This is a genomic window from Qipengyuania sp. NPDC077563 (genome assembly GCF_044901345.1).
Lineage (GTDB): Bacteria > Pseudomonadota > Alphaproteobacteria > Sphingomonadales > Sphingomonadaceae > Qipengyuania > Qipengyuania aestuarii.
Genome location: NZ_JBJDPC010000002.1, coordinates 961133 through 973899, shown reverse-complemented (window position 1 = coordinate 973899; position 12767 = coordinate 961133). Strand labels below are relative to the sequence as shown.

The window sequence follows — 12767 nt, the reverse complement described above, 5'->3', positions numbered from 1 at the left end:
CAATGAGCAACACCCCATCATTTGAATCTTCAGTTTTCCTTAGCACAGATTGGCCAGAGCACATCCATGCGATTCACCACCATCATGCTGCTTGCTACGACCTCTATACTCGCCAGTTGCGGAGGGGGTGAGGCAATACCTCCCGTGGCTTCTGGCGGGGGCGGGGCGGTGCCTGCTCCTTCTCCCGCTCCGTCGCCCACGCCAGCCCCTTCGCCGACCCCCTCTCCTACGCCGACGCCGCCTCCCTCATCCGGAGGCGGTCTCGATGCGCGGCAGGAAGAGATGCTGACCAGGATGTTGGCCACGCATAATGCGGCAAGGGCGGAAGTGAAGGTTAATGCACTGGAACTCGACGAAGATCTCAATCGTGCGGCGCTGGCTTACGCGGAAGAGCTTGCGCGAACTGGCATGTTTCAGCACAGCCCCGGCGGTGACAGGCCAGGTCAGGGGGAAAACTTATGGGCGGGGACCGCTTCGGCTTTCTCTTACGACCAGATGGCAAACGCCTGGATTTCGGAAAAACGATATTTCCGCGATGACGCATTTCCCAACGTGAGCACCACAGGAAACTGGCAGGACGTCGGGCATTACACCCAGATCGTCTGGCGCGACACGACGCGCTTCGGCTGCGGTATTGCCACGGGCCTGGGACGTGATTGGCTCGTCTGCCGTTACGCTCCGCCAGGAAATGTCATCGGCAAGCGCGCCTTTTAGCGATCAATCGCCAAACTGCTCCGACACTAGCTTCGCAAAGGCATCGGCCCGGTGGCTTATGGCATGCTTTTCCTCTGGCGCTATTTCCGCGAAGGTCTGATCGCGTCCCTCCGGGATGAAGACCGGATCATAACCGAAGCCCAGTTCGCCCTGCGGCGGCCAGGTTAGCGTGCCCGGCGCGCTTCCTTCGTACACTGCCGTTTCCCCATCGGGCCAGGCGATGGCGAGCACGCAGTGAAAGGCGCAGGAACGGTCGGTATCCGGACCTCTTTCCTGCAACATGCCTTCGACCTTGCCCATAGCCATGTACCAGTCTCGGCCAGGGGCGCCCTCGAAATGCTGGCGCTCCGCCCAATCGGCGGTGTAGACGCCGGGACGCCCGTCGAGCGCATTCACCGAAAGGCCGCTGTCGTCAGCAAGCGCCGGTAAGCCGGATGCTTCTGCAGCGGCGCGCGCCTTGATCAGGGCATTCTGGATGAAGGTAGTGCCTGTTTCCGGCGGTTCGGGCAGGCCAAGAGAGCCGGCGGAAATGCACTTCACTCCATGAGGAGCAAGAAGGGCGGAGATTTCCTTCAGCTTGCCAGCGTTATGTGTGGCGATCACCAGGCTGCCCGAACCGATCCGGCGTGTCATTTACGGGTGGCCTCGTCCTGCGCCTTGAAGACATCCGCGCATCCCATCTGCGCAAGCCGCAGCAGGCGGAGGAACGCTTCCTCGTCATATGGCGCACCCTCGGCAGTGGCCTGCGCCTCTGCGATCTTGCCGCCTTCGATGAGAACGAAGTTGGCATCGGCATCCGCCGAACTGTCTTCGGGATAGTCGAGGTCGAGCACGGGAGTGCCCTTGTAGATCCCGCAGGAAACGGCCGCCACCTTCGCAGTGATCGGGTCCTCGACGATATCTCCCGACTTCATCAATCCGTCGATGGCCAGGCGCAGAGCGATCCATGCCCCGGAGATCGACGCCGTGCGCGTGCCGCCATCGGCCTGGATAACATCGCAATCCAGTGTGATCTGGCGCTCACCGAGCTTTTTCAGGTCTACCACCGCACGCAAGGAACGTCCGATAAGCCGCTGGATTTCCTGAGTTCGGCCACTCTGCTTGCCTTTCGCAGCTTCGCGCTGACCGCGTGTGTGAGTGGCGCGGGGAAGCATCGAATATTCGCCGGTGACCCAGCCTTCGCCTTTGCCGCGAAGCCACGGCGGAATGCGTTCCTCAACGCTCGCGGTGCACAGCACCTTGGTTTCGCCGAAGCCGATCAGGCAGCTTCCTTCAGCATGTTTTGTATATCCGGTTTCGATCGTGATGGCGCGCATTTCGTCGGGCGCACGTCCTGAAGGTCGCATCGTATTCTCCTGTAACCTTCCGCCGCCGCGAGTCCGGGTGGGGGAGGGTTGGTGTGATGTATCTGGCTTCCCGCTAGAAGAAAGTACCGCACTTCGACAAGCGTGGCGCGATAGGAAATTGAGATTGTCGACGGCTGCGGCTACCCTGCCTCCATGAACGCTCCCCCGCTTACCGACTTGTCCGATCGCGCCCGTGCCATCTTCAGGCTCGTGGTCGAAGGCTATCTGGAAAGCGGCTCGCCGGTCGGTTCCAAGGCACTGGCGGGTGAGGGTGGGGTCAATCTTTCGCCCGCTTCGATCCGGTCGGTTCTCGCGGAACTTGAGCAGCGCGGTCTCCTCGCAGCGCCGCATACGAGCGCGGGTCGGATGCCTACCGATAGCGGGCTACGCCTCTTCGTCGATGCGATGATGCAGGTGGCCGAGCCAACCGCTGAGGAACGTGTAGCGATCGAGCAGCGCATCTCCGAGCCCGGTCCGATCGAGCGCGCGCTTGAGCGGACGAGTGCTCTGTTGTCCGATCTGTCGGGAGCCGCCGGGATGGTCATGGTGCCTCGCAGGGAGCCCCGACTGAGCCAGGTGTCCCTGACGGCGCTGGATGCGAACCGGGTACTCGCAGTGCTCGTAGGCGAAGATGGACATATCGAAAACCGTATCCTCACCGTTCCCGGCGAAGCACTTGGTACTTCACTTGAACAGGCGAGCAATTTTCTGACCGCGAAGGTCGCCGGCAGGACTCTGGCCGAAGCAGCTCAGCTTATCGAGCGTGAGGTCGCCAGTGGCCGAAGCGCTTTGGACGAAGCTAGCAGAAGCCTTGTGGAAAGCGGTATTGCCGTCTGGACCGAGGATGCCTCTAACCGCCCGGTATTGATCGTTCGCGGGCAAGCGAACCTGCTCGATGATAATGCCTTGTCCGACATCGAGCGGGTACGCTCGCTGCTCGAAGATTTGGAAAACAAGCAGTCGGTCTCTTCGCTGCTCGAAAGCGCCAGAGAAGCCGAAGCCATGCGGATATTCATCGGAAGCGAGAACCGCCTGTTCTCATTGTCCGGTTCTTCCGTCATCGCTTCGCCTTACCGGGATCGGGAAGGCAAAGTAGTCGGCGTATTGGGCGTCATCGGACCGACTCGGTTGAATTACGCGCGGGTCGTCCCCATGGTGGATTTCACGGCCCGTTCCTTGGGCAAACGCATAGGCTGACAGGGTTTTTCAAGTGACTGACAATACGAATAACGAACCGCAGAACGAAGCGGTCGACGAGGAAGTGGCGCGCGAGATGGAAGGTGTGCCCGAGCATCTGCGCGAAGTCGACGAGGCCGATGGAGCCGAAGCGGCTGATGAGGCGCTGGACGACGCTCTCGCGAGTCTTCGCGGCGATCTTGAAAATGCCAAGCAGGAAGTGCTTTACGCGCGTGCGGAAACGCAAAACGTGCGCAGGCGGATGGAGAAAGACGTCCAGGACGCCCGCAACTATGCGGCGACGGGCTTCGCCCGTGATGTGCTCAGCGTGGCGGACAATCTTGCCCGCGCGCTGGATGCTGTTCCCACGGAACTGCGGGAGGATGACAAGATCAAGGGCTTCGTCGCCGGCATCGAGGCGACCCAGCGCGAACTGGACAAGGTTTTCACCCAGAACGGCATCACGCGGATCGCCGCCAAGGGCATGCCCCTCGATCCCAATCAGCACCAGGCGATGATGGAAATCCCGACCGATGAAGTCGAGGCAGGTACCATCGTTCAGGAAATGCAGCCTGGCTACATGATCAAGGATCGCCTGCTGCGCCCCGCCATGGTCGGTGTGGCGAAGAAGCCCGACTGATTATTCGACCTCCCCTGATACTTCTGGAGAAAAACCGATGAGGGTCGCCGTTCTTGTGAGTGCGGCCCTCGCCGCGTCTGCTTTTACTACCCCGCTTGCTGCGCAGGAAACCGCCGATGAGCAGGTGATGAGCCTCGCCGATGAGTATTACGATTACGGTTTGGCCGCCAATGGCCTGACCGAAACGAAGAGCGGGCAAACCGAGCTTGGCGATAGGTTCTGGTCGGTGACACCGGAAAGTCAGCGCGCGAAGGCTGAGCGTTATGCGGAGATCCTGAACCGGCTTCAGGCGGTGGATGCCAAGGCGTTGTCGCCGGAAGCCCGGACCAATGCGCTAGTACTTCGCACGCTGCTTGAGAACGAGATAGGCGACGCGCGTTTCGCAGAATGGGAAATGCCCTTCGACAGCGATAGCAATTTCTGGTCCTATCTGGCGCCTCGCGGCGGTCTGGCTACTGTCGAGGATTACGAGAATTATATCGGGCGGCTGCGCGATCTTCCCCGCCTGTTCGACGAGCATATCGCCAACGCCGCAGCGGGCCTTGAGCGGGGTTTCAGCGTGCCAAGAGTAACCCTGGAGGGGCGTGACGTGTCCATCGAGGCGTTCGTCACTGAAGACCCAGAAGACAGTCCCTTCTGGGCGCCCTTCGCGCAAATCCCGGATCGCTTTTCGGAAGAAGACAAGGCGCGCCTGCGTGACGCCGGGAGGGACGCGATTTCGAGCCAGGTGACACCGGCCTATAGCGAACTGCTGGCATTCTTCCGGCAGACGTACCTGCCGCAAACGCGCACGACGTTGGGCGCCAGTGAGTTTCCCAATGGAGAGGCCTATTACGCGCAGCAGATACGGCAGTACACCACGCTCGACCTTACTGCCGAACAGATCCACAAGATCGGGCTGGAAGAAGTCGCGCGGATTACCGCCGAGATGGAGAAAGCCAAGCAGGACGCGGGCTTCGATGGCACGCTTACCGAGTTCATCACCTTTCTGCGAACCGACCCTCAATTCGTCGCCCGCACGCCTGATGAACTGATGGGCGTCTCCGCCTACACGGCAAAGCGCGTCGACGATAAGCTAGGCGATTATTTCGGCTTTCTTCCGCGCTACCGCTTCGGGATTCGCCCGGTGGACCCGGCCATAGCGCCTTTCTACACCGCCGGGCGCGGCGGGCTGGAATATTGCCAGATCAACACGCACGACCTGCCTTCGCGGCCAACCTACAATATCCCGGCTCTTACGATGCATGAATGCGCCCCTGGCCATTCCTTCCAGGCTGCAATCGCTCTGGAGCGGGAGGACGCGCCGCGTTTTCGCCGTCAGACTTATTTTTCGGGCTTCGGGGAGGGATGGGGCCTCTACACCGAATATCTCGGCAACGAGATGGGCGTATACCGCACACCCTATGAACGCTTCGGGCAGCTATCCTACGAGATGTGGCGCGCTGCACGGCTGGTGATCGACACCGGCATTCACCATTATGGGTGGTCGCGAGAGCAGGCGATCAATTATCTTTCAAGCCACACCGCGCTGTCGGATCGCGAAGTCGGGACCGAGATCGATCGTTATATAAGCTGGCCGGGACAAGCACTCGCCTACAAGCTCGGCGAGATGACCATTCGACGGGTGCGCGCCAAGGCGGAAGAGGCCTTGGGAGAACAGTTCGATATTCGCAAATTTCACGATGTGGTCCTATCGCTCGGCTCCGTTCCCTTGCCCGCTCTCGAGGATCGGATTGACACCTTCATTGCCGATGGCGGGCAGGGATTGCCCGGCGTTACTTACGACTGATCGGGAACGCTTGGCTGGTTGCTCCGTATTTTCGCGACAATGCTCACGACGGAGGAATGCCATGAAAAGCAAAATCTTGATCGCTCCCGCGCTCGCTCTTTCCACACTCAGCCTTGGCGCATGCGCGCAGAATTACGCGGTTGAAGGGGCTGGCGCCGGTGCAGCTCTGGGCGCGGGACTTGCCGCCCTGACCGATGGCGATATCGAGACCTACGCGCTCGCAGGGGCGGCAATCGGCGGTGTGGTCGGTTACGCGACCGACAAGAATGATAGCTGCGACGGCTATTATGGCGACGGCCGCTATGTCGACGATGACTGCCGGTATGATGATCGGTACGCGCGTTACTGGAACTGATTGGATCGAAAAGGCCGCCGTTGATCCGGCGGCCTTTTCTCGGCTGTGGTCAGGTGGCGGTGAAATTGACCAAAAGGTCATAAGCCTCGACCGGGCCGGCGCCAGCCAATCTGACGCCGTTCCGAAGCCAGAAGGCGTGCTTCACGATTTCCGCCTGTTGCTCGATCCCATAGCGGTCCAGCGACCAGCCAGGCTTGAGCGAGTAGTCATAGCGTGCCCACGGCATACGGTGCGTGACCAGGTACCATTCACCCTTCGTCTGGGTCTGCCACACATGGGTCAATTCGTGAATCAGCAATCCCTGCCGGATGATGCCGACCGTTGAAAAATCGTCGCAGTAATTCTCTGACATTGGGTGAAAATGCAGGTGTCCGCGGGGGGCCATCGTGACGCGGCGAGGCTGAAAGGGAAACCACTTACGGCGCCTGATCGTCACTCTCGAATAATCGATAACATTGCCGAACACACTTCGCGCCAGCGCGATTTCTCCTGCTGTGAGAGGGCGCTCCCCGCCGGCGACACATTGCGGCGAGACGGGGTTGTCATGGCTTTGGACGCCAAGGCTGTCGCGCCTTTCGCTCAGCGATCTTCTCCGGCTGCGTGGATCTCAACCGGAACGGTCATAGTGTCTCCGCCGACGATGGTCAGTGTCATCATGGTGGAGGCCCCGGCCGCGAGCGAGGGGTCGAGATCGAAAGCCATTACGTGATAGCCACCGGATTCCAGGCTGGTCATGGAGCCGGCCTCAACGAGTACCTGCCCCACACTGTCCATCATCATCTTGCCATCCATTTCCATCGAGCCATGCAGCTCGGCATTTTGCGCCCCTTCCACCGATACGGCGCGGATTGCGATGTTTCTTTCACCCGGATTGGCGACGTCGAAATACACGGCAGCAGGGTTGCCCGACACGGGGGGCAGCACCAGTCGGGCATTGGTGACTTCAAGCGGCAAGGCGTCGCTCTCCGCTTCCTGCGCGAGCTCTTCACCGCTCGAACAAGCGGCCAGCGGCACGGCTGCCAGAAGCAGGAAGGCGAGGAAGGGGCGGCTCGTTTTCATGGATAATCCTTCGGTGATTTGCGCTGAAAAACTAGCTGAGCGCATCCCTTGTGCCAAGGAAAAGCGCTCCTATATCGCCCCGGTAATACACGTCTTTATTCGAGCCGCCGACCGGTTTCGCCAGAATTGGGAATCCAGCTGTGCGGCGTCCAACGATTTGAAACAGATGGGGAAACCATGAGTAAAGTTATCGGTATCGACCTTGGCACCACCAACAGCTGCATCGCCGTGATGGACGGCGGCAAGCCCAAGGTCATCGAGAATTCCGAAGGCGCACGCACGACGCCTTCGATCGTCGCTTTCACCAAAGATGGTGAACGACTGATCGGCCAGCCTGCCAAGCGTCAGGCAGTGACCAATCCCGACAATACGTTGTTCGCGATCAAGCGCCTGATTGGTCGGCGGTTCGATGATCCCATGACCAAGAAGGACATGGAGCTGGTCCCCTATGACATCGTCAAGGGTTCGAACGGCGATGCCTGGGTCGAAGCTGGCGGCGACAATTACAGCCCGTCACAGATTTCCGCTTTCATCCTTCAGAAGATGAAGGAAACCGCCGAGGAATATCTCGGCGAGAAGGTCGAAAAGGCGGTCATTACCGTCCCCGCCTACTTCAACGATGCTCAGCGTCAGGCGACCAAGGATGCCGGCAAGATCGCGGGCCTCGAGGTCGAGCGTATCATCAACGAGCCGACCGCTGCTGCGCTGGCATACGGCCTCGACAAGGACGACGGCAAGACCATCGCCGTCTACGACCTTGGCGGCGGCACCTTCGACGTCTCGATCCTCGAGATCGGTGACGGCGTGTTCGAAGTGAAGTCGACCAACGGCGATACCTTCCTGGGCGGTGAAGACTTCGACAGCGCAATCGTCGAATATCTCGCCGAGCAGTTCAAGAAGAAGGAAAACATGGACCTGAAGAGCGATAAACTCGCTCTGCAGCGCCTCAAGGAAGCCGCGGAAAAGGCGAAGATCGAGCTGAGCTCGGCGCAGACCACCGAGGTGAACCTGCCCTTCATCACCGCCCGCATGGAAGGTGGCTCGTCCACTCCTCTCCACCTCGTTGAAACCATCAGTCGTTCGGACCTCGAAAAGATGGTCGGCGACCTGATCAAGCGCACGTTGGAGCCCTGCAAGAAAGCTCTGGCAGACGCTGGCATCGACAAGGGCGGTGTCGACGAGGTCATCCTCGTCGGCGGTATGACCCGCATGCCCAAGGTGCGCGAAGTCGTGGAAGAATTCTTCGGCAAGAAGCCGCACACCGGCGTGAACCCCGATGAAGTCGTGGCCATGGGCGCCGCCATTCAGGCCGGTGTTCTTCAGGGCGACGTCAAGGACGTGCTGCTGCTCGACGTGACTCCGCTTTCGCTGGGTATTGAAACACTTGGCGGCATCATGACCAAGATGATCGATCGCAACACGACGATTCCAACCAAGAAGAGCCAGACCTATTCGACTGCCGAGGATAATCAGCAGGCGGTGACCATCCGCGTGTTCCAGGGCGAACGCGAAATGGCGGCGGACAACAAGATGCTCGGCCAGTTCGACCTGGTTGGCATTCCGCCCGCACCGCGCGGTGTGCCGCAGATCGAAGTCACCTTCGACATCGACGCCAACGGCATCGTGAATGTGTCGGCCAAGGACAAGGGCACGGGCAAGGAACAGCAGATCCGTATCCAGGCATCTGGCGGTCTGTCCGATAGCGATATCGACCAGATGGTGCAGGACGCGGAGAAGTTTGCCGACGAGGACAAGAAGCGCCGCGAAAGCGCCGAAGCCCGCAATCAGGCCGACAGCCTCGTCCATGCAACCGAAAAGCAGCTGGAAGAGCATGGCGACAAGATCGACGCTTCGCTGAAAAGCGAAGTCGAAGAAAAGGTTGCGGCTTTGAAGACCGCTCTGGAAGGCGACGATGCCGATGACATCAACGCCAAGGCACAGGACCTTTCGCAGAGTGCGATGAAGATGGGCCAGTCGATCTACGAGCAGGAACAGGCAAGTGCCGCTTCCGATGCTCCGACCGATGGCGCAGCTGCCGGAAGCGAAGGTGGCTCGGAAGAAGAAGTCGTCGATGCCGAATTCTCGGAAGTCGACGAAGACGCGAAGAACTGAGACGCCTCATGAAAACCATGCCCCCACCGGTGCCAAGCTCCGGTGGGGGCAAGTTTTAGGGCGGGGAAAGTTATGTCAGCTACCGAAATCGATTTTTACGAAGTGCTCGGCGTCAGCCGTGATGCCGATGGCGCGACCATCAAGAGCGCCTATCGCAAGCTCGCGATGAAGCACCATCCGGACCGGAATCCGGGCTGCACCGAAAGCGAAAACAAGTTCAAGGCGATCAGTGTCGCCTACGATTGCCTCAAAGATCCGCAAAAGCGCGCTGCCTACGATCAGTATGGCCATGCCGCGTTCCAGAATGGCGGACCCGGCGGGGGTCACGCGAACGCCGATTTCGGCGATATTGGCGATATATTCGAAACGATTTTCGGGTCTGCATTCGGCGGCGGGGCTGGCGGCCGCGCGCGTCCGCGGCGCGGAGCCGATTTGCGTTACGACATGCAGATCGGGCTGGAAGAAGCCTTCCACGGCAAATCTACCGAGATCGAGATCGAGGTGAGCAAGTCCTGCGACACCTGCCACGGGTCGGGCGCGCAGCCCGGAACCCATGCCAGGACCTGCAATCTTTGCGGCGGGCAGGGCAATGTCCGCGCAAAGCAGGGCTTTTTCGTCGTCGAGCGGCCATGCCCCAATTGCCACGGTGCCGGTGAAGTCATAACTTCACCATGCCGCGACTGTCGCGGCGAAGGACGGATCGACGTTCCGCAAAAGCTCGAAGTCGATATTCCGCCCGGGGTGGACACCGGCACGCGTATTCGCTTGTCCGGCAAGGGCGAAGCGGGACCGCGAGGCGCTCCTGCTGGTGACCTCTATATTTTCGTCCATGTGAAACCGCACGAGATTTTCCAGCGCGAGGGTACGACGCTCGCTACCCGCGTCCCGATCAGCTTTACCAAGGCGGCGCTCGGTGGATCGATCGAAATTCCCGGTCTGGACGGTGAAGAACTGACACTGGAAATCCCGGCAGGGATCCAGTCGGGCAAGCAATTGCGCCAGCGAGGCGCAGGAATGCCGGTCCTGCAAGGGCGGGGCCGCGGCGATATGGTGGTGGAGATTGCCGTCGAAACGCCAACCAGGCTGTCCCGGGAACAACGCTCTCTGCTTGAACAATTCCAGGAGCTGGAAACCGGCGATGAATGCCCGCAGAGCCAGGGCTTCTTCGACAAGATCAAGACTGCCTTCGGCGCCTGATCAGCCGGCCAAGCGCTCCTTGACCTCGTTCCTGATCTGATCGAGCAGTCTGGCACCGCAACGCTTCGCCGCGTCTTCTTCGTCCAATATGGCTAGGAAGGCGCGGCGTTTGAATGTCCGGGCGTGGTCATCGTCCTGGTGTTTTCCGGAAGTCGAAAGGACGAGATCGATCATCCTTTCCGCTCCGTGCAGGCGGCCCCACAGATAGTCGTTCTCGCGGTAGGCACGGCTGAAAAAGGCACCGAAATTGTAAAATTCGACGCCGCGCAATGTCGCGCGTGTTCCGCCATCGCGAATGCTTTTCGCATCGTCGGGACTGATCCGGTCGACCTTGACCGGATCGAATTCCGTCAGCCCCTCGTTTCGCAACAAGGGTAGAGTCGCGACATCGTAAAAGGGAAAGCCGAGATAGGCGAACAACATCCGGCGCTTGAGATTGGCGGGCATGGGTTCGAGTGTTTCCGCCAGCATTCCTTCGGCCAGACTGTCAGTTTCGATAAGAAGGCGTCGCTGTTCGATAAAGTCCAGCACGGCGCCGGGATCGGTCAGCACGTCCTGCGCTACCTCGCCAAAATCGGCGCCGAGGGAGGCTGCCCCTTCTTTTTCGAAATAGAGCGCCATGATCTTGAAGATGGCGTCCCGGCCCACCTCCAGAGCCTCGTCGGATATCTCCGGATCGGCCTCCCAGTCACGAGCAAGTCGCCGCGCCAGTAGCCGCAGCCGCCGGATACGAAAGCCGATATCGTGTTCTCGCAGGAATGTGATAGCTTCGGCAGTGGCGCCGCCGGAAGGCGCCGAAAGACTCGACAAACCGCGCTGGGCCAATTCCCTGCGGATCGCAGCTTCGATGGGCGCAGCGTCAGGCAGGTGGAGCGCTGGGGCCGCTTCCCACACCAGCCGAGCAATGCGCGATACGATCCCGCTGAGTTTCGCCTGGGCATAGGCGTGGAAGGCGTAGCCGGCCTGATTGGCGGCCGCATCCTGCGCCTTCTGCCGCCAGTTCTTCAACCGCTTCACCGTTGGGCGGTCGAGGAACAGCGTGCGGCCGAACAAGCGGTCTACCGCGCCTTCGACGTCTGGCCGCAGGGCCGCTACGATGCGGGACAATCGCTCCGCCTCGCGGCTTTGTTCTTCGAGTTGCTCCAGATTGTCCCGGATCGGCTGTTCGCGCGGAATGGTCGAGAGCGAGCCGAAAATTGCCGAGAAGAACCCGACCTCGCCCGCTTCCATATCCTTGCGATGCGAATAACGGTCGGGGCGCGGATCGACATAGACGAAGCGCCGATCCACCTCGTGCTGGGCAGGGCGGCCACGAAGAGCCGCCATAGCTCCGCCGAACGGCTTGTTTACCAGCACCGATCCGTCGATCAGCGAGACCTTGTCCGTATCGCCGTGCATCACGTGAACAGGCATTATCCGTTCGAGAAATGCGTCCCGTCCCGGCCAGGATCGGCCCGTCTCATCGGCAAGGCGATCGATCTCTTCCAGACGCAGCGGAGGAAAAGCACCCGGAAAGCTGGCAGTAGCGCGCGCCGACATTACGAGTTCGAGTGGATCGGCGAGATCCTGCCCGCCGGCAGAGGGCGTCTTGCGCCGAATCGAGATCGGCAACCTGTGCTCTGTGTCCTCGACCACTTCGGGGCTATGGAGCCGCAGCAGTTCGAGATAGCCATAAAAGTCGGTTGCAGTGACGAAGAGATCGAGCGGATGGTTCGGCGGAAGTAGCGGAGCCTCTATCTCCGAGTTGGCCATGGCCGAAAACGCCTGCTCCAGCAGTCGGGAGAACCCGATCCCCGAAAAGGGAGGCTCGAACCAGCGGCCCCTGATCAGATGAGAAACCTTACGCCTCACCTCATCGCGGGTTTCGGGTGCGACCTCAGTGGAAATTTCATTGCCCGGCCGGTTCAGAAGCCAGGACGCAAGCGGCTGCGCCCAGAATTTCCCGCCTCTCCAGCGCAGTTTCGCATCCGGATCGGTAAGGCGGTCGACATCGGCCATCTCCAGCCAGAGATCGGTCAGCGGCTCGAGACTTTGGCCGGAATAGATCGCTTGGGCGAGGAAGATAGCATTGATACCGCCGGCACTCGCGCCGCTCATGATATCGGGGATGATGCGCAGCCGCAGCGCGTCTTCAGCCTCGATATGACGCAGCAGATCCTGATAAACCTCATGCACTCCGCCGCGCTGACCTGTGGAGGCATGAAAATCCCGACTGGCGCGGGCAAGCTGCCACAGCTCACGCGTAACGCCATGCATGTAGACTGCCAGACTGACGCCGCCATAACAGACGAGCGCGATCCTGAGTTCCTTTTGCCGCATCGCAGTCGCTTGTGCACAGGACCACGCCGGAAAGCAATTGCGTTCCGGTAATGTTCTGTT

The 12767-nt window shown here is 60.3% G+C and carries 13 protein-coding genes; 8 read left to right on the top strand and 5 right to left on the bottom strand.

Annotated elements, in window-relative coordinates:
* The first annotated feature begins 144 nt into the window (after positions 1–144).
* Positions 145–714: a CAP domain-containing protein gene (locus ACI2I1_RS10730; protein ID WP_404679085.1), complete on the top strand. Its 570-nt coding sequence runs from the start codon at positions 145–147 to the stop codon at positions 712–714.
* 3 nt (positions 715–717) lie between these two features.
* Here the strand turns inward: ACI2I1_RS10730 and rdgB are convergent, their stop codons facing one another.
* Both rdgB and rph read right to left on the bottom strand, forming a co-directional pair.
* A complete protein-coding gene (rdgB, locus tag ACI2I1_RS10725; RefSeq protein ID WP_404679084.1) occupies positions 718–1347 on the bottom strand; it encodes an RdgB/HAM1 family non-canonical purine NTP pyrophosphatase in 630 nt (209 codons plus the stop codon).
* Positions 1344–2060, bottom strand: coding sequence for a ribonuclease PH (rph, locus tag ACI2I1_RS10720; RefSeq protein WP_404679083.1), 717 nt, complete (start codon positions 2058–2060; stop codon positions 1344–1346). Before rph ends, rdgB begins: the two co-directional genes overlap by 4 nt.
* 153 nt (positions 2061–2213) lie before the next feature.
* Here rph and hrcA point away from each other — a divergent pair, with 153 nt between their 5' ends.
* The 4 genes from hrcA (at position 2214) to ACI2I1_RS10700 (ending at position 6020) form a co-directional block, all read left to right on the top strand.
* Positions 2214–3257 (top strand): heat-inducible transcriptional repressor HrcA, encoded by a 1044-nt coding sequence (gene hrcA / locus ACI2I1_RS10715; RefSeq protein ID WP_224811603.1) that lies wholly within the window; start codon positions 2214–2216, stop codon positions 3255–3257.
* 13 nt (positions 3258–3270) lie between these two features.
* Positions 3271–3876 (top strand): nucleotide exchange factor GrpE, encoded by a 606-nt coding sequence (gene grpE, locus ACI2I1_RS10710; RefSeq protein ID WP_404679082.1) that lies wholly within the window; start codon positions 3271–3273, stop codon positions 3874–3876.
* A gap of 37 nt (positions 3877–3913) precedes the next feature.
* On the top strand, positions 3914–5665 hold the full coding sequence (locus tag ACI2I1_RS10705; protein ID WP_404679081.1) for a DUF885 domain-containing protein: 1752 nt from the start codon (positions 3914–3916) through the stop codon (positions 5663–5665).
* A gap of 61 nt (positions 5666–5726) precedes the next feature.
* The gene (locus tag ACI2I1_RS10700; protein ID WP_221541554.1) at positions 5727–6020 is read left to right on the top strand and encodes a glycine zipper domain-containing protein; all 294 of its coding nucleotides are present in this window, start codon (positions 5727–5729) and stop codon (positions 6018–6020) included.
* A 49-nt stretch (positions 6021–6069) separates the two neighbouring features.
* Here the strand turns inward: ACI2I1_RS10700 and ACI2I1_RS10695 are convergent, their stop codons facing one another.
* Both ACI2I1_RS10695 and ACI2I1_RS10690 read right to left on the bottom strand, forming a co-directional pair.
* Positions 6070–6504: a vgr related protein gene (locus tag ACI2I1_RS10695; RefSeq protein WP_404679170.1), complete on the bottom strand. Its 435-nt coding sequence runs from the start codon at positions 6502–6504 to the stop codon at positions 6070–6072.
* A gap of 95 nt (positions 6505–6599) precedes the next feature.
* The gene (locus ACI2I1_RS10690; RefSeq protein WP_404679080.1) at positions 6600–7079 is read right to left on the bottom strand and encodes a copper chaperone PCu(A)C; all 480 of its coding nucleotides are present in this window, start codon (positions 7077–7079) and stop codon (positions 6600–6602) included.
* Between ACI2I1_RS10690 and ACI2I1_RS10685 the strand changes: the two genes are divergently transcribed.
* The 3 genes from ACI2I1_RS10685 to dnaJ all read left to right on the top strand — a co-directional run bounded on the left by ACI2I1_RS10685 (position 7078) and on the right by dnaJ (position 10388).
* Positions 7078–7260, top strand: a complete 183-nt coding sequence (locus ACI2I1_RS10685) for a hypothetical protein (protein ID WP_404679079.1) — start codon at positions 7078–7080, stop codon at positions 7258–7260. The genes ACI2I1_RS10690 and ACI2I1_RS10685 overlap by 2 nt on opposite strands.
* Positions 7257–9191: a molecular chaperone DnaK gene (gene dnaK / locus ACI2I1_RS10680; RefSeq protein ID WP_404679078.1), complete on the top strand. Its 1935-nt coding sequence runs from the start codon at positions 7257–7259 to the stop codon at positions 9189–9191. The genes ACI2I1_RS10685 and dnaK overlap by 4 nt, the downstream gene beginning before the upstream one ends.
* A gap of 72 nt (positions 9192–9263) precedes the next feature.
* Positions 9264–10388 (top strand): molecular chaperone DnaJ, encoded by a 1125-nt coding sequence (gene dnaJ, locus ACI2I1_RS10675; RefSeq protein WP_404679077.1) that lies wholly within the window; start codon positions 9264–9266, stop codon positions 10386–10388.
* On the opposite strand, the gene ACI2I1_RS10670 is transcribed toward dnaJ, so the two are convergent.
* Entirely contained in the window at positions 10389–12707 is a 2319-nt protein-coding gene (locus tag ACI2I1_RS10670; protein ID WP_404679076.1) for a patatin-like protein, read from the bottom strand.
* Positions 12708–12767: the final 60 nt, after the last annotated feature.